This is a genomic window from Nonomuraea sp. NPDC050451, from assembly GCF_044458585.1.
Genome location: NZ_JBITHZ010000054.1, coordinates 43,302 through 64,158 on the forward strand (window position 1 = coordinate 43,302; position 20,857 = coordinate 64,158).

Annotated in this window: 12 protein-coding genes; 4 read left to right on the forward strand and 8 right to left on the reverse strand. The window is 65.7% G+C overall.

What is annotated here, in order from left to right; genetic code table 11:
* Positions 1–56: 56 nt before the first annotated feature.
* Positions 57–4,475 (reverse strand): Ig-like domain-containing protein, encoded by a 4,419-nt coding sequence (locus ACIBI9_RS62505; RefSeq protein ID WP_397237718.1) that lies wholly within the window; start codon positions 4,473–4,475, stop codon positions 57–59.
* A 968-nt stretch (positions 4,476–5,443) separates the two neighbouring features.
* Between ACIBI9_RS62505 and ACIBI9_RS62510 the strand changes: the two genes are divergently transcribed.
* From ACIBI9_RS62510 to ACIBI9_RS62525, 4 genes are all read left to right on the forward strand, one after another.
* Entirely contained in the window at positions 5,444–6,637 is a 1,194-nt protein-coding gene (locus ACIBI9_RS62510; protein ID WP_397237720.1) for a hypothetical protein, read from the forward strand.
* Entirely contained in the window at positions 6,579–7,325 is a 747-nt protein-coding gene (locus tag ACIBI9_RS62515) for a hypothetical protein (RefSeq protein WP_397237722.1), read from the forward strand. Before ACIBI9_RS62510 ends, ACIBI9_RS62515 begins: the two co-directional genes overlap by 59 nt.
* The gene (locus tag ACIBI9_RS62520) at positions 7,322–7,726 is read left to right on the forward strand and encodes a hypothetical protein (protein WP_397237724.1); all 405 of its coding nucleotides are present in this window, start codon (positions 7,322–7,324) and stop codon (positions 7,724–7,726) included. The genes ACIBI9_RS62515 and ACIBI9_RS62520 overlap by 4 nt, the downstream gene beginning before the upstream one ends.
* A gap of 86 nt (positions 7,727–7,812) precedes the next feature.
* On the forward strand, positions 7,813–8,451 hold the full coding sequence (locus ACIBI9_RS62525; RefSeq protein ID WP_397237726.1) for a class I SAM-dependent DNA methyltransferase: 639 nt from the start codon (positions 7,813–7,815) through the stop codon (positions 8,449–8,451).
* A gap of 425 nt (positions 8,452–8,876) precedes the next feature.
* Here ACIBI9_RS62525 and ACIBI9_RS62530 read toward each other — a convergent pair whose 3' ends face one another.
* The 7 genes from ACIBI9_RS62530 to ACIBI9_RS62560 all read right to left on the reverse strand — a co-directional run bounded on the left by ACIBI9_RS62530 (position 8,877) and on the right by ACIBI9_RS62560 (position 19,845).
* Positions 8,877–9,020: a hypothetical protein gene (locus ACIBI9_RS62530; protein WP_397237728.1), complete on the reverse strand. Its 144-nt coding sequence runs from the start codon at positions 9,018–9,020 to the stop codon at positions 8,877–8,879.
* 37 nt (positions 9,021–9,057) lie between these two features.
* A complete protein-coding gene (locus ACIBI9_RS62535; protein ID WP_397237730.1) occupies positions 9,058–10,086 on the reverse strand; it encodes an integrase core domain-containing protein in 1,029 nt (342 codons plus the stop codon).
* Positions 10,058–11,149, reverse strand: a complete 1,092-nt coding sequence (locus ACIBI9_RS62540) for an IS701 family transposase (RefSeq protein ID WP_397237732.1) — start codon at positions 11,147–11,149, stop codon at positions 10,058–10,060. Before ACIBI9_RS62540 ends, ACIBI9_RS62535 begins: the two co-directional genes overlap by 29 nt.
* A 67-nt stretch (positions 11,150–11,216) precedes the next feature.
* Complete coding sequence (locus ACIBI9_RS62545) at positions 11,217–11,981, reverse strand: enoyl-CoA hydratase-related protein (protein WP_397237734.1); 765 nt, start codon at positions 11,979–11,981, stop codon at positions 11,217–11,219.
* Positions 11,982–11,991: 10 nt separating this feature from the next.
* Positions 11,992–13,338 carry a hypothetical protein gene (locus ACIBI9_RS62550; protein ID WP_397237736.1) on the reverse strand — a complete coding sequence of 449 codons (1,347 nt, stop codon included), beginning with the start codon at positions 13,336–13,338 and terminating at the stop codon, positions 11,992–11,994.
* On the reverse strand, positions 13,335–14,873 hold the full coding sequence (locus tag ACIBI9_RS62555; RefSeq protein ID WP_397237738.1) for an amino acid adenylation domain-containing protein: 1,539 nt from the start codon (positions 14,871–14,873) through the stop codon (positions 13,335–13,337). Before ACIBI9_RS62555 ends, ACIBI9_RS62550 begins: the two co-directional genes overlap by 4 nt.
* Before the next feature lie 1,237 nt (positions 14,874–16,110).
* The gene (locus ACIBI9_RS62560; protein WP_397237740.1) at positions 16,111–19,845 is read right to left on the reverse strand and encodes an ATP-binding protein; all 3,735 of its coding nucleotides are present in this window, start codon (positions 19,843–19,845) and stop codon (positions 16,111–16,113) included.
* Positions 19,846–20,857 lie beyond the last annotated feature (1,012 nt).

A 20,857-nucleotide genomic window follows, 5' to 3' on the forward strand; every position in this document is an offset into this window, starting at 1 on the left:
GTGCCGCCCGGGCGGCACCCCGAACACGGGGTTCGCAGATCAGTGCGGTCCTGGGATCAGTTGACTATCCAGACCCAGAAATTGTCGTCGGGCAGGACCCGGTTGCGCGTGTAGAAGCTCCCGAGGGCCCGTCCATGACTTCCGGGAGCGGTGCTGTTATGGCTCTTTCCGACCGCGCGGAGAGAGTAGTGGTTCTTCATACCGTTGTCCGCCGCGTAGCCGGCTCCATTCTTGGTCGAGGCGAATGGATACTCGTCACACTCGGCCTTCTTGTACACCGGATCGAGCAACGACAGTAGCGGCTCCCGATAGTTCTCCGGGTAGTAGTACTGGCAGTAGCTCGTGTATTGGGTGCCACCCACTCTGAAGGACCTGGTGAAGACGTTCCGGTTCTTCGACTGGTTACCGGCCTTGTCCTTGGTAAGAGGATCGCCCGGCTCCACCTTGTTCGGGTCGGTGCCCATGGGGGCCGCCCAGTTGCCTGGGATGGACTTGGTCTTCTCGGTGCCGAGGACACCCTTGAGCGGGGGGTCCTGCGTTTCGTTGTCGCGGAGCGGCGGCACCGTGTACCTGTTGTCGCTGACGCCCGTGTTCTGCTTCAACGCGGCCTCGATGTGGTCGATGACCTGCCTGAAACTGGCGTCCTTGCTCTTGGACATGATGAAGATCCGCTTGGCGAGGGGGAAAATGCACGCGCCGGTGTGCACGGCGGCCGTCGTGGCAGCCGCGGCCGCGACCGTACCTTCTCCTTCGGGATCCGCGTTGGAGACGCGGTACCAATCGCAACGGACGTGTGGGGTGTAGGGCTTCTCGTTGGGGTCGTTGCCGGAGGGGTCGCCGCCACCGTTGTGCTTGCCGAGAATCTGTCCCTTCTGGTCGTAGGCGACCTGGCTCCACAGGTACATGGGCCTGAAGGTCCATTCGTCGTCTACGTCGACCATAGTGGGGCGGAGGGTGCACTTGTCGGCCTTGTCGCCGTCGGTGTCCTGCATGGTGAAGAGGAACTCGTCGTCCCCATCGGCCTTCCAGCCGCTGAGGCTCGTCTGGCGGCTGGAGCCCGACGCCATCGTGCAGGTAGAACCGCTGTCAGCGGTCGGCTTGACCTCCAGCTTGAGGAGCTCGTCGTCGTCTCCCGTGGTGACGTTGTCCAGCACGGTGTACGTCTTGACGTTGCTGATCTTCGTCCACAGCTTGATCTGTTGCGGCTTGAGACCGCTCGTGCCACCGTTGACAACGCCGTCGCCTGTGGCGTTGCCCAGGTAGGTGTGCATCACCCACGTTGCCTGGAATTGCAGGCGGACCGAGTCCTTCTTGCCGGCGCTCGCGATCCACTTGCCGACCTTCCGGGCGAAGACGTAGTCGATCACGTTGATGTAGCGGCTCCAGCACGTGCTGTACGGCCTGACCACGAGGTGGGCGACGTTGCCACGCCCCATGGTGGGGTCGATCCCGGCCTGCCGAGCCACTTCGAGGCAATCCTCCATCGAGATGTGCTCGTAGTTGAACGGTGTCGTGGCGGCCACCGCTGTCTTGCCCGGTTCGGCGGTCGCGGACGGCTCGACCCGCGTCGCAGCCTTGGGCTTGTGGCGGGTCTGCCCCTCCGGCAGGTACAGCGACGAGGGGCGACCGTGCTCCCTGGCCTTCTTCACCGCGCCGCTGCTGAGGGCCGCGGCCAGGGCGTTCGCCGGGACCAGCGTCACCTCGTCGAAGTAGATCGTGGCTGAGCCGTTCACGTAGACGACGGCGTATGCGGCTCCTGCCGGCGCGCTGACCTGGCCGGAGACCTGCTGCCATTGCCCGATGTTCTCGTCGATGGGGAAGTTGTCGACCGACAGGAGCTCGAAGCCCACGTCATACCACTCGATGCCGAAGTTGAACCCGTCCAGGGAGGTCGCGGCCTGGTAGAACCAGCCCGACAGACCGTAGGCAGTGCCCTCGGAGATCTCGAACGTCTCCGCGGCCGCTCCCCAGGTGCCCTCCAGCGGGACGAACTTGGCCGAGGCGGTCCCCTCATGCGCCCGCTCAGTCGACCTTGTCAGTTCGTCCTCTTCGAAGTACGTGTACCAGGGGTCGATCTCCGACTCGAAGTACGGGTTGGGATTCACCGGCTGGGCCGCCGCCGCGATCGTGGTGAACGACCACGAATGCGCGGTCTGCGTGTTCCCGGCGGCGTCCGTGGCGCCACCGGCGGTCGCGGTGTAGGTCGTTCCCGCCTTCAAGGGAGCGGATGGGGTGAAGACGGCCACGTCGTCCTCGGCCATCGAGACGGTCCCCGTGACGGTCGCGCCCCCGCTCTCGGCGAGGGTGACCTGAGCGCCGGTCACCGGCTCACTGTAGGAGACGCGCAGTTGCGTGCTGAGCGCCACGTCAACGGCCCCGTTCGGCGGAGTCGTCTGCGTTACGGAGGGCGGCGTCGTGTCTGGGGGGACGGTGGGAGCCGTGGTGAAGGACCATGAGTAGGCGGTCATGACATTGTCGGCGGCGTCGGAGGCGCCGCTGATTTCGGCGGTGTAGCGGGTGTCGGCGGTGAGCGGGGCGGTCGGGGTGAACGTGACCGTGGTGGCGGCCTGGTCGAGCGACATGCTGCCCTGGACGATCGTGCCCGTGGCGCCCTTCAGGGTCAGGACCGGGTCCTGGACGGGTTCGCAGAAGCTCACCGACACCTGGCTGCCTGTGCCCGCTCCCGTGGCATCCGCCGCAGGGTGGTGTGAGCGGATCGAGGGCGCGGTCGTGTCGGGGTCTTGGCGCGGCGGGCAGTCCGAGACCGTGGTGAACGTCCACGAGTAGTCGTCGGCCGTGTTGTCCCAGATGTCCTGAGCACCGGAGACAGTGGCGGTGTACTGCACACCGGAGGCCAGCGGCGCTGCGGGGGTGAAGATCACCTTCGTTCCGGTGCCGTCGGCACTGGTGGTTCCGGAAACCTCGGTCCCGTCGGCGGCCTTGAGGCTGACGGATGCGCCGACTATGTTTTCGGAGAAGGTGGCCGACAGCGTCGTGTCGACGGGCACCCCGGCAGCGCCTGGCGACGGTGTCACCGACGTGACGATGGGAGCCTCGTCGTCCCCGACCTTCTCCGGGTCTCCCTCCGCTCCGCTGGTGTCGAGTTTGTCGGTGCCCACGGGATATGCCTCGGCGGCATCCCCGGTGTTGCGGGACTCCTGCAGGAGGGCGGTGAACTGGTCGCTGACCGCGACGTTCTCGATCTCCTCGGGCTGGTAATCCTGAAGCGCGACCGCCTCCTCGTACGTGGGATTGGTCGTCTGCTCGGTGAGCGCGGAGTAGACGATCGAAGCGCGTGGCGCGGGCTCGTAGTCGATGAACAGGACCGGACCGCGGCCGTCGGATCCGGTGTACTGGTCGGAGCGGTATTGACGCCAGTTGGCTCCGGCGGCTCCCTCGGTGGCGGCGCGGATCATCAGCCCGTGGTCCGGCGTGCCGTTCGCCCACTCCTGCACGATGTTCTGGATCGAGTGGTACAGCTCGCCGCTACCTGAGCAGCCTGCCAGTGTGTTGCTGTAGCCGCCGGGGGCGACCACCGCGTCGGTGCCGGTGCTGGAAGGCTGGTTTCCCCACGTCAAGGTGGAGTAGTCATAGGGCAAGGTGAGCCGCCGCGCGACGATTCCCACGCCCACGGTGGTGCCGCACCCGCTGGCGTGGTAATTCCACAACCGCAGGTCGGCGTCGATGATGGTGGCGTAGTCCAGGTCCGTACCGTTGATCACGTATCGCAGGTAGGTGCGCCACAGCTCTCCGTCGGCCGACTTCCCTGCCCGGAGCCACGTGAACAGCGTCGCCGAGTTGGGGTACTGCACGCTGGTGACGAAGGTGTCGGAGGAATCTCCCGCGCCGATCCACTCACCACTCATCGGTACGACGACCGGGTAGGTCACTGCGGCATCCGCCAGGAAGGCGGCGTCGGGCGTCAACACCAGCGAGGACTTGCCGGAGGCATCGGTGGTAACCGTGGCGTCCACTTTGCCGATCTTGCCCTGGCCGGGCGCCTCGGCGGCCTTGGCGTCGATCGCCTGCGTCGCCAGAGGGGCGCTCTCCGCCGTGCCTTGCGCCGACATGAGCTGCGGCTTGCCGTCAGCGGCTTTGCCGAACGTCCGGCCCTTGGGCAAGGTGATGGGCAGGTTGACTTTGATGTGCTCCTGGGGAGGGGTGCGCAGCACCACTTCCTGGGCGAATCCGTTCGGGCGGGCGGTGAGCACCAGGTCGGCGCCCTCCGCCACAGCGTCCCGATATGTAATCTTGTTCCCGTTCACGGTCGGCTTGGGAAGCTCGCGGTCCCAGCCGATGGTTACGCTGCCGTCCTTGTCCTTGGCGGTGACCAGGGTGCGGTCACCCTCGCCGCCGAAGGTCAACGGGGTCTTGACCAGCTTGGCCGCCAGTGTGCCGTCTTCCTTGGTCGCGATCGTGGTGTCGACCGGCTGCCACGACTTCTTGCCGTCCTTGCCCGACACCTCCAACTGCACGGTTCGGTGCTCAGCTCGGCGTGCATGGTCTTGCCGTCGGTGTTCGCCCACACCTTCATGGTTTCGGTGTAGCGCGAGGGCAGGGGCACGCGTTTGCCGGTCTTGGCAGCTTTTGCCTTAGCGGCGTCAAGCGCCTTGTCCACGTGGGTAGGCGTGACTTTGCCTGCTGGGGAACTGGCGTGGGGTGGCTGGGTCGCACCAGTGAGGGATGGGGTGAAGCCTTGGGCATTTGAGGGTGCAGCCATCAAGGTGATGGGCAGCGCCAGGGCGCTCACTAAGGCGGCGCGGCGGCGCGTCCGGGCGGATAAGCCGGAGGTTGATCGGCGTGTGTTCACTCACGACCTTTCGAACAGATGTGGCAAAAACAAGTCGATGATCACATGAAGCAGGACTACTAGTAAAGATCGTTTTCAGTAACGGGAACGAAGTGCTCCGTGACGAGGTCGATTGGCAGGGGTCACCGACTCGCCCGAAGCTGTGTCCATGCAGTCCAGCGAAATCTGATCGGATCTTCTAATCCGACGGTCACAGGTTCGAATCCTGCAGGGCGCGCCACTCCACCTGCGCCAACCCGCACAGCGATCGCGGCCTGTGGCGGTGTGAGGCAGATGTGAGGCAAAGCTGAGTCACGCGCTTAGCTCCCGCCCCGGCGCGGACGAGGCGGACAGCACCAGCCGGACCGTCTCCCGCGCCGCGTGATGGGCCACCACCGGCAGCACCGAAACGTAGGTGTTGGCGGTTAGCACGATGCTGGCGTGCCCCAGCATCGTTTCCGACCCCTGCCACTCCCGTGGTCCTGCCCCAGCTCGTCGCGTCTGCGCTGACCAGCGCACCTCAACACCCAGTTCTCCGAGATGACCTGGCACATGTCCCCACTGTCGGGCAACCCCAGCGCCCGGAACAGATCGATTAACGGGCGCTGCTGCCCCGAGGCGTGCCTCGGCGAGCTGAAGCTGGCCGCCTGGACGATGATCAACGGTGAGTTGCGGCCCACGTTCGTCCGAGAACGCCAACGCATGCGCAGCCGGGTCAGCGCCGGCACCATCGTGACGCAGTGGATGAACCTCGTGAACTGGTTGAACGACCGTGGAATCCGCAGCCTCGCCGACTGCGACCAGACGGTTCTGCACGACTACGCCCAGCACCTTGTGACGCAGCACGCTGTCCGCTCCTCGGCCCAGGGAGTCTTGGCGGCGCTGACGAGGCTGTGGGCTTACGACCGGCTCACCGCGCGTCCGGCCGGCATCGGACGCCCGCCCTGGGACGAGTTCGGCATCGACGACTACCTTCCCGCAGTGCCGTCAGGCGGCGGAGAGAACCAGACCGAACCGGTTGCCGAGCAGGTGATGGGGCCGTTGCTGGTCTGGGCGATGCGGATGGTCGACGACTTGTCCGAGGACATACTGCGCGGCTGGGCGGAAGGACATCGGCTGATGGCGGCCGGCCGGGCCAACAGCGCCACGCCCGAGGGCAAGGCCGCGCTGCTCGCCTATCTGACGCCGTTGATCGAGGGCCGGGCCTCGCTGCCGACCACCATCCACCGAGGACGCCCCCGTTTCGCCCGTGAATACGTCCAGGGCCTCACCGGCGCGGCCAAGAGCCAGATCAACACTCTGCTGGTCCGCGAGGGGCTGGTCGCCGCTGCGGCTGAGCGGCCGGGAGGATGCCCCCTTGACGTCCCGGTGACCGGCACGATCGCCGGATCGCCCTGGCGTGACACGCTTGACCTCGGCGAGACCGACCGTCTGATGATCCATCTGGGCACGGCGTGTTTCATCGTCATCGCCTACCTCACCGGGATGCGTCCCGGCGAGGTGTTAGGGCTGCGCACTGGCTGCTGCTCGGACCCGGAGCAAGGCGGCGACGGCACGACCGGGCGGCACCTGATACGCGGCAAGACGTTCAAGACTGCCACCGACGAGCAGGGAAACCACGACTCCGCCGGAGCAGACCAGGACGTCCCATGGGTGGCGATCACGCCGGTCGTCAACGCCATCCGCGTCCTGGAACGCATGGTCCCGCCCGGCGGCCTGCTGTTCGACAAAGCCGCCCATGACGTCGCCGGGCGCCGCCCGGGCACGGGGATCGCTCAAGCTCGACACGATGCGGGACCGCATCGAGGCGTTCATCGCCTGGGCGAACGCCGAGGCCACCAAGCATGATGTTCCCGCCGAGACCATTCCGCCGGGCCCGCACGGCGTCATCGGCACCGCCCGGTCCAGGCGGTCCCTGGCCTGGCACATCGCCCGCCGTCCCGGCGGGCTCGTCGCCCTCGCGATCCAGTACGGCTACCTGCGCACGGCCTTCTCCACGGTCACCGACGGATACGGCTCCCGCTCCCGCAGCGGCATCCACGACCTCATCGACATCGAGACCGCCTGCGCCGTCGCCGACACGGTCATCGGCCTCAAGGACCACCTGGCCGACGGCGGCGGCGTGTCCGGACCCGCCGCCCGCCGCGCCATCAAGGCCGCAGCGAAGGCACCCCGCTTCGCAGGCACCGTCATCACCGCAGCCACGGCCAAACGCCTGATCGCCAACGAGGACGCCATGATCTACGACAACCCGCAGGCGTTCGTGCTGTGTCACTACAAGCGCGCTCAGGCACTCTGCCATCGCGACGGCGTCCGGGACACCCCAACCCTCGACCGCTGCGTCCCCGGCTGCGGCAACATCATCCGCACCGACGAGCACGCCGCCCAACTCCGCGAACGCGCCGAGTTCCTCGACAAGCGTGCTGCCTTCGCCGCACGACCGATCGGCGATCGGCTCCGCGCCAACGCCATCCGCCTCCGTGACCTGGCCGACACCCACGACCGCACCCACATCACTGTCAAGGACGCCACATGAGCCCGACCCCTGACGAACGCGAACGCATCCGCGCCGGCATCCACCGCCTCCTCAATGACCAGGCCGAACACTCCAACGGCGCCCTGACCATCGTCGCGCTCGCCCAAGAGTCGCAGGTCCCGCGCAACGCTCTCACCCAGCGCCACACCGACCTGAAGAACGAGTTCTACGAACTGGTCAAGGCACGCGGCGCGACCTCACACGTCGAGGTCCGGCTCCGCGCCGAGATCACGAGACTGAAGAAGACGATCGCGAACAAGAACAAGGAACTCGCCCAAATCAAGGAAGACGTCCCCGCCCAGGTCCGAGTCGTCCACCAGCTCACTCTGGAAAACCAGGAACTGCGCGAGCAGTTGAAGCTGCCCGAACCGAACGTCACACCGCTTCACCACCGGCGCTGAACAACCGTTCGCAGTGAACTCACTACATGATCTTTCTGCCACCGGACACCCTTGCAGACCTTGATCGCCCACTAGGGTGTCAGCGCATGAACACGGATAACTGGTTGGAGGACACCCGGGCCTCCTATGACACGGTCGCAGTCAGCTACGCCGACCAGATGCGCCAGGCGCTGGACGAGCACCCCTACCTCCGGGCGATCCTGGCGTTGTTCGCGGAGTTGGTTCGCACCGCAGGAGACGGACCGGTGGCTGACATCGGTTGCGGACCCGGGCACGTCACGGCTCACCTGCAGGAGTTGGGCCTCGACGCGTTCGGTATCGACCTTTCTCCCACCATGATCGACGTGGCCCGACGTGACCACCCCCATCTGCGGTTCGAGGTGGGGTCGATGACCGACCTCGACCTCCCCGACGCTTCGGTCGCCGGCCTGCTCGGTTTCTGGTCGCTGATTCATGTCCCCGACGACGCGGTTCCCAGGGCCTTCGACCACTTCAAGCGGGTGCTACGGCCCGGCGGGACCCTACTGCTCGGGTTTCACGTCGGTGACGAGTCACGGCTGAAGACCCGAGGTTACGGCGGGCATCCCATGAAAGTTCACATTCACCTGCGCCAACCCACGCAAGTGGCGGGATGGCTGCGCGATGCCGGGTTCACGGTAAAGGCCCAAATGCTGCTCGATATGGACGGGACTGCTCCAGGAGCAGTCCTCTTCACACGCGCTTAAGAGCCCTGAGAAGACGCCAAGATCTTCAACACGCTGACTTGACAGGGAACATCGTCGAGACCGGCACCGACTCCTACCGCCTCGCCCAGACCCGCGCAACCCAGCATGCCTGATCAGCCGGCCATACTCGCCATCAGCCTTGATGCCGCCGACGCGATTGAACTCGCCGAGCTCCTGCATTCATCGCCGACTGGCTCGCCGCGGACCCTGCCAGGCTGTCGCCATCGCTCCTGGCCCACGTCGGCCACCCCGCCTACGGCCTGGATCGCCCTCCGCGCCGATCTGGAGCGCTTCACCTTTCTTCTCGGAGGCAGCGATGGGGAGGACCTTTTCGGCCAGCCCTGACACCGGTCGCCAGCGTTGTCCTTGATGACTTCAAGTGGCGTTCGGCGGGCAAACTTCAAGATCGGTAAGAGGTCGGCCTCTCACTCCCAGTCGACCTCGCGCAGCGCGGCCACGCCCTCGTCCGGGCCGGCGATCACCTCGTCATCGCCGGCCTCGTTGGCCAGCGAGAGGATCCGGGGGGACAGCTCGATCAGCGAAGAGATGAAGGTCCTGAAGGGTGTCAAGGCCGTGGCCTGCCTCTTTATGGCTACACCTCGTTGGTCAGCTGGCTCGCTGGTACTCGTTGATCAGCCCGCCGAGAACTTCGCGGCGCTCGATCCGACCCAGCGGCAGCGGGATCACGTCGGACTCATCATTGGTGGGAGCTCGGAGGGCGAGGGAGCGGTGCGGCCGGTGGCGATTGTAATGATCGGCGTATTCGTCCAGCACGATGCGAAGGTGCCGTTCGCCGAAGATCAGCAGTCGGTCGGTGCATTCCATGCGGGCGGTGCGGACCCATCGCTCGGCCAACGCGTTCGCGCGAGGCGACCGCGGCGGGATCTTCAGCACGTGAATGTCATCGCCTGCGAAGACCTCATCAAAGCTGCTGGTGAACTTCGTGTCCCGATCCCGAATCAGGAACCGGAACGTGTTGGCCCGGTCCTCCAGATCGACGAGAAGATTACGGGCTTGCTGGGTAACCCAAGCGCCATCAGGGTGAGCGGTCACGCCGAGCACGTGCACGAACCGGGTGCCGACCTCCACCACGAAGAAGACGTACAACCGGCGCAGCGTGACGGTGTCCACCGCGAAGAAATCACACGCCAGCGTGCTCGCACTGTGGGCGCGGACGAAATCACGCCAACGGTCATCGGCGCGTCGCGGCGCCGGACCCAAGCGCCTCCGTTTCAGGACCCGGCGGATCGTCGCACCGCTCACCTTGTGGCTTAGATGCCGCAGTTCGCCTCGGATACGCTCGTAACCCCAGCGAGGATTCTCCCGCGCCAACTGCTGGATCAACGCCACGACCGCCGGATCGGTTGCAGGCCGTCCTATCCTCCGGTGCGGGTAGGTCCAGTGACGCGCGATCAGACGCCGGTGCCAGCGCAGCAGCGTCCCTGGCGTCACCAGTCGGTGGGCACGCAGCACCGCCGGCAGTCCTCGGGCCAGCGCGGACAGCACCGCTCGGTCCGCCCATGACAGCCGTGGACGGCGAACCTGAAGGCGCAGCACGGTGACCTCGTGCCGCAGGACGAGGATCTCCATGTTCTTGGACGCGTCGCTACGGGGCAGCAGCATCAGCCAACTCACGATGCGGCAGAAGATCATATAGAAGAGACGGAGCGTCACGAGCCTCGAGCATGCCTGACCCAGGCCACCGCTCCGACCAGGAAGCCGAGACAAACTCGCAGCTCACGACCGTGAAGGGAGTATTGACACCCTTCAGGTGCCCGGCCGGACGTACCCGCAGGAAGACGAACGCCGACGTCATCGCCCCTTTGGAGCCTTCGCGCCACGTGATCGGGACCGCAGCGGCGGGGCCGGCGGCCTGGATGTGCGCGGCCAGGCTGATGGCGGTGGCGGGATAGCGGGGCTCGGTCCGCCTCGGTGGCCGGCCCCGCCCGGACCAGGTCCGCGGCACCGGCCGCGCGTCCGGCAAGTGGGCCAGGGCATCACCTTTGACCTGCACGACATAGCCTATGCCGCGCTCGTCCAATGCGCCGCGTAACGGGCTGCTGTCGCCGTAGCCGGCATCGGCGACCAGCAGCGGCGGCCGTAACCCCTGCTCAGCGAGCGCATCGAGCATCTCCACGGCCATCTTCCACTTCGAGCGATGACGCTCCCCGTCCGGGATACCGCACCGATCGCGCCGCGCCGGCACCTGCGCGCGCAACTCGGCCTCGGCGGCCTGCTCGTCCCACGACGGCGGCACGAACAGGGGCCAATCCAGCGGGCAGGAGGCGGTGTCGGTGACGGCGTGCACGCTGACCCCGATCTGGCAGTTGGCCACCTTGCCGAGCGTGCCGGAGTACTGCCGCGCCACGCACGGCAAACCCTTCCCATCCTTGGGGAAGCCGGTATCGTCGATCACCCACGCCGCCGGCCGCACCACCTCCACCGCCCGCCGGGCCAGCCTGGCCCGCACCGCGCGCGTGTCCCAGGTCGAGGACGTCACGAACTGCTGCAGCCCTTCGTGGTCCACCCCCAGGCGGCCCGCCATCGGCTGCATCGATTTGCGCCGTCCGTCGAGCAGCAGACCACGCAGATACGTCATGCCCTTCGCCCGTTGATCCGAGCGTGGCATGGGCGCGAACATCTCCGCGGCGAACGTCTCGAACCGTTGCCGCGCCCTCGAAAGCTCGTCAGGGGTCACCCCAGCATGAAGCTACCCGCATCGCCTCGAGGTCTCTACGCCAAAGGGACCTAACAAAGTACTACTACTAACCTTCGTTGAAGGACGGTGCGCGTTTTTCCAGGAAGGCGCGCATGCCCTCTGTCTGGTCATCGCCGGCGAAGAGGGCGTGGAAGACGCGTCGCTCGAAGAGCATACCCTCGCGCAGGGAAGTCTCGTCTGCCCGGTTGACCGCTTCCCGGGCGGCCACGGCCGCCGGTTTGCTGAACGAGGCGATCGTGGCTGCGATCTGCGTTGCCTCCTCCAAGAGGCGGTCGGCTGGGACCACCCGGGAGACCAGGCCGGCACTTTCTGCCTCCGCGGAGTTGAGCGTGCGCCCGGTGAGGATCAGGTCCATCGCTTTGGCCCGTCCGATCAGGCGGGTGAGACGCTGGGTGCCGCCGATGCCGGGGATCACCCCGAGCCGGATCTCGGGCTGTCCGAAGACCGCGGTGTCGGCGGCGATGATGACGTCGCACATCATCGCGAGCTCGCAGCCGCCGCCGAGCGCGTATCCCGCGACCGCGGCGATCTTCGGAGTGCGCAGCGCCGCGAACTCCTCCCATCCCGCGAAGAAGTCCTCCTCGGCCAGGTCGGTCGCGGATTTGGAGGCCATCTCCCGGATGTCGGCCCCGGCGGCGAACGCCCGATCGGAGCCGGTGATCAGGAAGCAGCCGACGCCCGGGTCGCGGTCCAGCGGTCGCAGCGCGCCCACGAGGTCGTTCATCAGGTCGGTGTTCAGTGCGTTGAGTACTTCGGGGCGGTACAGGCGCACGGTGACGACGCGGCCGACACGATCAATCTTCGCGTGCATCGTTGCCTCCTCAGGAGTCCCAGATCGCGCCGTAGGCGGGGATGCCGCGGCGCTCCATGCCGTGTACGACCTGCCAGGTGAGCTTCTTGTTCGAGATGCAGATGACGGCCTCGGCACCGAACTCGGCGTACGCCGCGTACGCCAGCCGGACCATGTCGGGCTTGCCGTGTTCGGCGGTGTCCCAGAGGACCGCGTCGGGCTGGACGGCCAGGATCTCGTCGACGAGCGCGTCGCCGTAGGTTTTCCGGTGCCGGCGTGCCGACCACACCAGCCGGGACGGGACCTTCGCGGCCAGCAGGTGGGGTAGGCACGGCCCGATGCCGCTGCCGGTGGCCACGTACACCACCTTGGTGAACAGCGTCTCGATGTTGGCCACGCCGGCGGTGGTGATGCCCTTGACCCAAACATGCGAGGGCAGGTCGTCGATGAAGGCCCCGGTCCAGTCTCCCGACCGCGAGATCGTGAGCCGGAACCCCGGTCGTCCCGGGGTCGGGACGTTGGCGAACGAATGCCATTCCAGCAGCGGGCTTCGGCTGACCGCCGTCGAGGAGCCCGCGAACGGCGTGACACCGTGGTCGAAGTGCACCAGCGCCACATGTGACGACGGTCGCTCGATGACCACCGGTACCCGCCGCAGCCGCAGCCACGGCAGAGCGATGCTGAACGTGATCACGGCCAGGACCCAGATGCCAGGCGCCGCGGCGAGGCTCTGCTCCACGGCCCGCGTGAACAGCACGGTCTGGACCCAGAAGAGCACCAGCACGGTCCAGCCGCCGAACCGGTGCGTTCGTTCGAAGAGGTCATGGAACCTGGACCGCAGCGGAGGCATTGCCGTGACCACCATGCCGATAAGCAGCGTCACCAGCGCATAGGAGACCGCGAGGGTCCCGGCCGTCGCTCCGCCGCCCAGGCCCCGGACCGCGTGGTGGGTCAGGCCACCGACGAGCGCGAGGTACCAGAGCGTCCCCGCCAACGCGCCGCCGATGTGCAGACCGCCAAAGTGGTAGACCTTGGCCAGCGCCCACCGGACCCGCAGCGGCCACGTGGTGGGCGGCCGGATGGCGAGCCAGAAGAGCAGGTTGACGACGTACTGCTGCCGGATGATGACCGCCAGAGCGAAGTTCCCCAGCGCCGCATACGACAGAGCACGCAGGTCCACCCCGTCCCGAGACCACCACCCGCCCGAGCCCAGCCCGTACAAGAGAACGACCAAGTTCACCGCAAGGACGAAGGCCGCAAGCCGGTTGTAATGCATGAGATGCGGATGCTTGAGAACGCGCTGCGGCAGCGACGTCAGCTCAGGCAGTTCGACCTCCGACCGCCGTGTGACCCCTTCTCCTGCGTCGATCGTCGTCATGAAGCCACCTCCGCGACCGCCAGCCGGAGCAGGGCCTTCTTGTCGACCTTTCCTCTACTAGTGAGTGGGAGCGCTCCCATTACGTGCACTGCTGATGGCACGCAGTAATAAGGAAGCACGGCGGCGACTGCTCTTCGGGCTGCTTCCTGTTCCACATGCGCCCCGGTGACGAACGACACGAGGGTCCGGTCGTCGAGCTTGAGCGTCACCGCGCGATTGCATCCGGGCAGCGCCTCGAGGACGGCCGAGACCGAGTCCAGCTCGACCCGGAACCCTCGGACCTTGACCTGGTCATCGGTCCGCCCCAGGTGTTCCAGTTCGCCATCGGGCGTCCAGCGCCCCAGATCCCGCGTCCTGAACATCAGCCGTCCCCCGCCGAGGAATGGATCCGGCGCGTACCGTTCGCCGGTCAGCTCGGGATTCCCCGCATATCCCGCGGACACGCACTCGCCGCCGGCCCACATTTCGCCGATCTCACCGATGGCGCACGGGCGCCCATACTCGTCGAGCACGTACACGGTGTTGTTGGGCGTGGGCCGGCCGATGGTGAGCCGGATCGCCGCCGGATCATGGCGCTGCATCGTGTTGACGATGGTCGTCTCGGTCGGGCCGCACGCGTTGTAGAAGGTGCCGACAGCCGCCCACCGGTCGGCGAGCGCGCGGGGGCACGGCTCTCCAGCCACGGCCGCTACCCGTATCCGGCGGCAGCTCCCCGGATCGACCGTTGAGAGGATTGTCGGGGTGGCGATCACCACCTCGACGTCCGTCACGGTCTCGGCGATGTCCTTCCCCCGAATGACCAGCGTCGCGCCGTGCGAGAGGGTACCCAGAATCTCCCATGCCGCCATGTCGAACCCGATGTTGAGGATCTGCCCGACCCGCAAGCCCGGGCGCATGTCGAGGTCTCCGGGCTCGGTGAGCAGGACGTTGCAGACGTTCCGATGGGTGACGATGACACCGTTGGGCTTTCCTGTCGTGCCGGAGGTGAACAGTACGTAGCAGCCCCCGGCAGGATCGACGGGCTCGAACGCACCCTGGCCACCGTCCCGCATGACGGCGTCGATGGGGACGCACACTTGCCCGGCACCTGCCGGGATGCGCTCCTCCGCGTCCGACAGTGTGAGGATCACCCGCGTGGCCGCCGTGGCGATGACATAGCGGAGATACTCCTCCGGGGCGATGTCCACGTCCTGCGGCACGTAGGCCGCGCCCACCTTCAGCGCGGCCAGCAGTCCGACTATCATGGGGATCCCGCGCCGGACGAACAGGCCGACGTTGTCCCCTGGCCGAACGCCGTGCCGGACCAGCAGGCCCGCCAGCAGGTTCGCCTGGCGGTCGAGTTCACGGTAAGAGACGGTCTCGCCGAGATGCTCTACGGCGATCCCGTCTGGGGTGACCGCGGCCCACCGCTCGAATGCTCGATGGATGTACTGATGAGGAACCGTCCGATTCGGACCCTTCCCGAACAGCTGGAAGAGGCGGCGATCCTCAGGCGAAAGGTGGTCCAGCAGCGGTGCAGACCAAGGTCGTTCCATGACCTGCGGTCGAGTTGCGGGACGACGCTCTGGCTCGTGGCCCAGGTACCTCAAATCCGTTCCTTCGTAGGAGGGGACGAGGGCCCCATGAGAACAAATAATTGAGAATTGAACAACGCCCCATGTGTCGCTTGGAAATGTTCTGACCACTCCTGCGCCTAGGCGGTGATGGGATGAACCCGCGATGGAGCAGGGGGTGTGCGGTCCTTTCGGTTGGGCAGCGATCGAGGGGGCCGCCAGGTGGGCGCCGGCCAGTTGTGGCCACAGGCCGTGAAAGTTTCACGACACATGAGGTCACATCTTGACGTCATGAGGTGTCTGGCTGGAGTGCGGGATCCATTCCGGGGGAGCCATGACGCAATGACCCAACAGGACGGCGGCCGTGCTCGGTGCGTGCTCGTACGCCCCGTCACGCATCGTCAGGACCCGACACCGCGTGACACGCAGAACGCGTTAAAGTGGGAGGAACCGTCATCGGCTGGCACCGTGTGACACTTAATGATCTTGCTTCTAATCCGACGGCCGCAGTGCTCGCAACTCCGATGTCTGCGCTTTCAAGACGAGTCGAGACGAGGCTTGATCTAGTCTTTACGTTCGATGGCGTTGGCGGCCAACACTTGATTTATCGAAAGCAGCACGTTGCCAATGATTTGCTGAACGTGTACAGAATGCTTTGTCTCAAACTTCGGCTGGGCTCGTGTACGAGTTCTGTGGACTTCGACTGCCTAATCCGATGGCTGCCGCGTTCGAATTCCGCGCGACATGCCCTTAATCATGATGCTGACCTGCGGTAACGCGTTGATGGGCCATCTGTGTGGGACGGATTACCAGGTCGCCGTGCTCGGAGTGCGCTCGCGTGCACCAGCCCTGCACACAGCATGATCGACACCGCGCTGCTGAAGGTGGGGCTGTCCTGCTTGCTGCCGGAGGTCCGTCCGCCCCGGCGGTCCGGATCACGAGATGCGGTCGTCGGAGGTGAGGCAGTTTGGCTCCGTTGGCGGGGTTGGCCGGTTCAGCAGGCCAGCCCTCTGCGGGCGCTACCCGATCCGGTCGATGCCGAAATCGATGTCTCCCGAGGAGATCGGCTCGGCGGCCTCCGCCATGAGTGCGCGCAGGTCGCATGAGGAGACACGGTATTCGGCACCCGCAGGCTGCGGCCCGGACGGTCGGTTTAATGGACGCCCTAATCGGCGTCGGCTTTGCCTGCCGCCGCGTCAAGGTTAATTCAGCTGCGCATTCACGGGCGAGGCCTCATGCGAAACCCTCCCATGTCCTCGAGCCCGAGCACGGACGGCCTGTGGTTAGAGGACGGCCACGAATCGGTGGAGCGGAGGTATTCCGCCCCGCACCGTGCAGCCAAGCGGAAGAACCACCAGCGTGTACGCTCGTCGAGATTGCCGAATGTGCAGTGCAGGAGCGCGGCGGCCAGCAGCGACAAAGGCAGCTGATTGATCCAGTCCTCACGGAAGTCGTCGGTGATCAGTTTGGCGTCGGCGTCGCGGATCATACGCATCAGTGGCGCGAAAAGGTCGTGGCGTCCTTCACCCTGTACGATCTGGTCGAACAGCTCCTCCTGAGCGCGTGCGTCCAGCGGTATGCGTCCGGCGACGATGGAGAGCAAGAGCATGGCCGGATCTCTGGTCAGGGGCGCGCTTTTGTCGAAGGCGGTCAGGTCGACGAGCCTGAACCGCTGCGGCAGGAGTTCCCCTTGCCGCATGCGCTCCAGGAGGACGTTGCCTGTATGCATGTCGCCATGCGTCAGCCCGCGTAGGTGCTGGACGTTGTCCCGGGCGACGATATCCCCCGCGGCCATGGCCAGGGGGTTCGGCAGAAGCCGGGCGTTGCTCTCGTCCGCGAACATGATCCAGCGACGGTCCGGACGGAGGAGTTCGTTCTGCTGCGCCCAGGTGCGTAGCTTGCCCTGTGGCTCGAATTTCTCGCGCAACTCGCTCCGTAGGTATTCGCCGGAGTCGATGTGCAAATAGGGATCTGGTCGCTTCCTGTTCCACTTGCAGATCAACCCGTGTACCACCGCGTCAAAAGCGGCGATGATCTCCCGCGGGGACTCCAGTTCTGCCATCTGGCACACGGTGCCGAAACTGCCTCCGGCGACTTCCTGCAGGAGTACGTAGCCTCCTGTGTCGCCGATGGCCGGTGAGTGCGGCTTGAGCGCGACCAGGTGCTCCCTGCGGAATTCTCTTGGGCTGGCATCCCACGCCCGCTGATGCTGCGATGGTTCGCGTGACGAAGGGCCAGGGTGGCAGACTTTCGCGATGACTTTGCTCGTGCGCTGGTTGCTGTCCGAAGGAGCTTTGATGATCAAGGCGAGCAAAGGGCTCTTTGTGTGCCCGCTTTTCACCCAGAGTGGCAGATTAACCGATATCTCACGATTTCCCGTATCGGCCCAGGCGTTCAGGGCCTGCGCGGCCGGCTCCCCCAGGTGTTGCACGATGATCTCGCGATCATTTCTTTTGAATTGGCGGGGGGCGTCTGGTGTGCCGTCGGCCTCCAGTTGGTCGAGCTCGTGCAGCAGATCGGCCGGCTTGTTGAAGAGATAGCGATGGTTTTCCAGGTATGCCTGCTCGGCCGCGGACAGTCGCCTGGTGACGATTTCTCCGTTCATCTTGACGAGAAGCGTCTGCTCCACCAGCACCACCGCGCGGTTCACATCCTCAAGCGCTGTGATGAGGGCGTCCACGGCGCCGGTTTGAGCTGTTTCGCCGCGTGGTGTCTCGTCACGCAGCGCTCGATCCATCTCCTCGAGCTGCTCGTCAGCAGTTCCTTCCGAAGTGGCCTCTCGGAATTTCATGACATAGCGCTCGTTGCGAGATTGGTGCGCGGTGGGTACATCGAATCCGAAGGCGCCCGCGACCTGTACGACAGCGTCCGCTACTTTGGCGTAGGCGTCGTCGTCGCTGTCCGAGACTCTGATCTCCAGTGCGGTGGACTCGGGAATGTCCCACTCCCCTAGCACGAGAGCAGAGGCCTTGTCGAGATCAAGCCGCGCACCCGCTTCGAAGGCGTCCTTGTAGGCCGGATCGCCCATCTGCCGCCTGCAGTCCCGCACACATGCCTTGTGGTCATCGGTCATCCACGGCGCGCCCATCTGCGGCTCCCCGGCCGTGTCCCAGTTGTGCTCCAACGCCCCCACGAGCCGGGCGGCCAGCGGCAACTGCCCAAGTGCCACGAAGATCCGCACCGCAGTCTCCAACACCAGCAGGGCGCCGAGCGTGTCGTGGAAGTGCCGCTTGATACGCAGGCTCTTCCTGACGTTCAGCAGAGCGTCGTCGAGTCGGCCGGTCGCCAGCATGCTGCCCGCCAATGCCCAGTGCGCGTGGGAGCTGACCCACTGCTCGCCGCGCTCCCTGCACATCTGCAGGCAGTTCTGCAGCAACGACTCGGCCTCACCCGGCTCGCCCTGCGCCGTCAACAGCAGCGCCAGCTCGATGACGGCGGGCAGCAGGCCGGGGTTGAGCTCCGTGCTGTCGGCGTTGAACTCGAGCGCCATGCCCAGCAGAGCGCCGGCCTTCTTCAGATCTCCCTGAAGCAGCGCCGCCGTGCCCTGCAGCTTGGAGGCGAGCATGGCCGCTCGCGAGTCGCCGACCTTGGTCGCCTCGTCGAGGCAGGTCTCGGCCAACTCCTGCGCTCCCACGCTGTCGCCCAGGGCGCAGCGCACGTAGGACAGCACCCACAATGCCTTGCACCGTTCCTTGCTCGGCCTGGAGTTGGTCTCCAGCGCCCGTTCGAGATACCGCTGTCCGTCGCGGGCGAATCCGCAGCACACCCACATGAACCACAGCGACGACAGCAGCCGCAGTGCTAGCGCTCCCTTTTCGGCCGATTGAAGTGCGTATTCGAGGGCCTCGCGCACATTGTCGTGCTCCTGGCGCATGCGCACGAACCAGTAGATCTGGCGCGGACCTGACCAGGCGTCCTCGCTGCGCTGGGCCAAGTTCAGGTAGTAGTCCAAGTGGCGCTGGCGCAGCTGCTCGGACTGGCCGAGCTTGTCTAGCCGTTCCTCACCGTATTCGGCCAGGGTGTCGACCAGCTTGTAGCGCCCACTCTCCTGATCGTTCCCGAACAGCAAGATCGACTTCTCCGCCAGCCCGTTCAAGAGGCCGAGGATGGCCTCCGCCGGCAGCTGTTCGTCGGAGCAGACGAATGTGGCGGCGTCGAGCTCAAAGTCGCGGGCGAACACCGACAGGCGCGCCCAAAGTAGTTGTTCGGCGGGCTCGCACAGCTCGTAACTCCAGCTGATCGCCGCGCGCAGCGTCTGATGACGCGGCAATTCGACAGGGCCGACGTCGACCAGCAGGCTGAACCGGTCGGCCAGCAGTGCTGGCATCTGTTCTAGTGACAGCTCCGCCAGCCGCGCCGCCGCCAGCTCGATCGCCAGCGGGATGCCGTCGAGTAGCTGGCACAGCTTTGCCACGTCCTGGACGTTGTCCTCGTTGACCACGAAACCGGGTGCGCTGACGCTGGCCTGGGCCTCGAAGAGCTGTACGGATTCGTTGGCGAACGGGCTCTTTGCCGGGTCGTCGCCCGGTACCTCCAGCGGCGGCACCGGCACGACGTGCTCGTAAGGCAGGTGCAGCGGCTGTCGTGAGGTGGCCAGCACCTTCAGGTTGGGCGCCGCAGCCAACAGTTCGTGCACCACCTCGGCGCAGCCCCGCACCAGATGTTCGCATGTATCGATGATGAGCAGCATGTCGCGCTCACCCACCCACTCCTGCAGAGACTCCGGCTCCGAGCGCGGGAGCTGGTCGGCGAGGCCGAGTGTCGAGGCGATGGTGTGCTTGATCATGCTCGCGTCCTGCAACTGGGCAAGGTCGACGAACCACACTCCGTCGCGGTACTGGGAGCACACTAGGTGCGCCAGCCGCAACGCAATCTGCGACTTGCCCACGCCTCCGAGGCCAGTGACGGTCACCAGCCGGGACTCGTCGAGGCGCCGTTCGAGGTTGGCGAGCAACCGGTGCCGCCCGACGGAGGTGGTGGGCTCGGGAGGAAGGTTTCCGCGCCGCCGAGAATTTGGATTCGACATAGCCGTTCCGTGTGTACTAGATCAAGGTATGGCGCGACACTACTAGGAAAGGGCAACAGGGACTCGGAATCGCCAATATTGGCCGCTATTCGATGGGGAAATCGAGAACCCTCTGATCATCTCAGCCTGTGGATGGTCTGGGATTTTCAACGAAAAGCGCGATATGCCCGATATGACCACCATTACTGCTGGAGGTGGGATTTCTGCGATATCGTCGCTTGTTTCCAAAGGTGTCATATTGCGTGATATAGCTCGCCCCGCAGAGGCGATGGCCAAAGCCCAGGTAGAGCTAACCGCGAATGTCCTGTGCGGCGATCGGGGCCTCGTACCGCGGGTGACCAAGAAAGTCCTGGCTGTGGTCGGCGCGTACTACTCCCTGAACGCAGGCGAGGTCGAGATCCTGAATGGCACACATGCATGAACTGACCGTCGGAGCCTGGCCGTGCCAAATCGGGCTTGTAGTGAGGATCGCCAGTTGCACCCGGTCGCGGAGGTTCAGCCTCATCAGGACGGTGATCGAACGCGAGGTGAGTGGGAGGCGATGGGTTGTTGTGGCCGACAGGATGATCGCGTGCGGTCCCTGCCGTGCTCGGCGCGTGCTCGTACGCCCCGGCATGCGTCGAAAGAACCCGGCACTGCCGGACACGCAAAGCGCGCAGATGCGGTACGAATCGCCACCAGACGGCATCGCGCGACACTAAAAGATCTTGCTTCTAATCCGACGGCCGCAGGTTCGAATCCTGCAGGGCGCGCTTCTCTACCTGCGGAAACTCCAAGAAGCGGGGGGCCGCGCGCTGCGGCGGCATGGGGCGAATATGAGGTAAAGCTGAGTCAGCCGCTGAGCTGCCGCCCCAGCGCGGACGCGGCGTTCAGCACCAGCCGGGCCGTTTCCCGGGCGGCTTCGTGGGCCACCTCAGGCAGCACCGAGACATAGGTGTCG

Bases quoted from the DNA above. Each gene is read 5' to 3' on its own strand.
- ACIBI9_RS62520 (WP_397237724.1), top strand. From the start codon at position 7,322: ATGAGCCCGACCCCTGACGAACGCGAACGCATCCGCGCCGGCATCCAC.
- ACIBI9_RS62545 (WP_397237734.1), bottom strand. From the start codon at position 11,981: ATGCACGCGAAGATTGATCGTGTCGGCCGCGTCGTCACCGTGCGCCTG.
- ACIBI9_RS62510 (WP_397237720.1), top strand. From the start codon at position 5,444: ATGATCAACGGTGAGTTGCGGCCCACGTTCGTCCGAGAACGCCAACGC.
- ACIBI9_RS62515 (WP_397237722.1), top strand. From the start codon at position 6,579: ATGCGGGACCGCATCGAGGCGTTCATCGCCTGGGCGAACGCCGAGGCC.
- ACIBI9_RS62525 (WP_397237726.1), top strand. From the start codon at position 7,813: ATGAACACGGATAACTGGTTGGAGGACACCCGGGCCTCCTATGACACG.
- ACIBI9_RS62555 (WP_397237738.1), bottom strand. From the start codon at position 14,873: ATGGAACGACCTTGGTCTGCACCGCTGCTGGACCACCTTTCGCCTGAG.
- ACIBI9_RS62550 (WP_397237736.1), bottom strand. From the start codon at position 13,338: ATGACGACGATCGACGCAGGAGAAGGGGTCACACGGCGGTCGGAGGTC.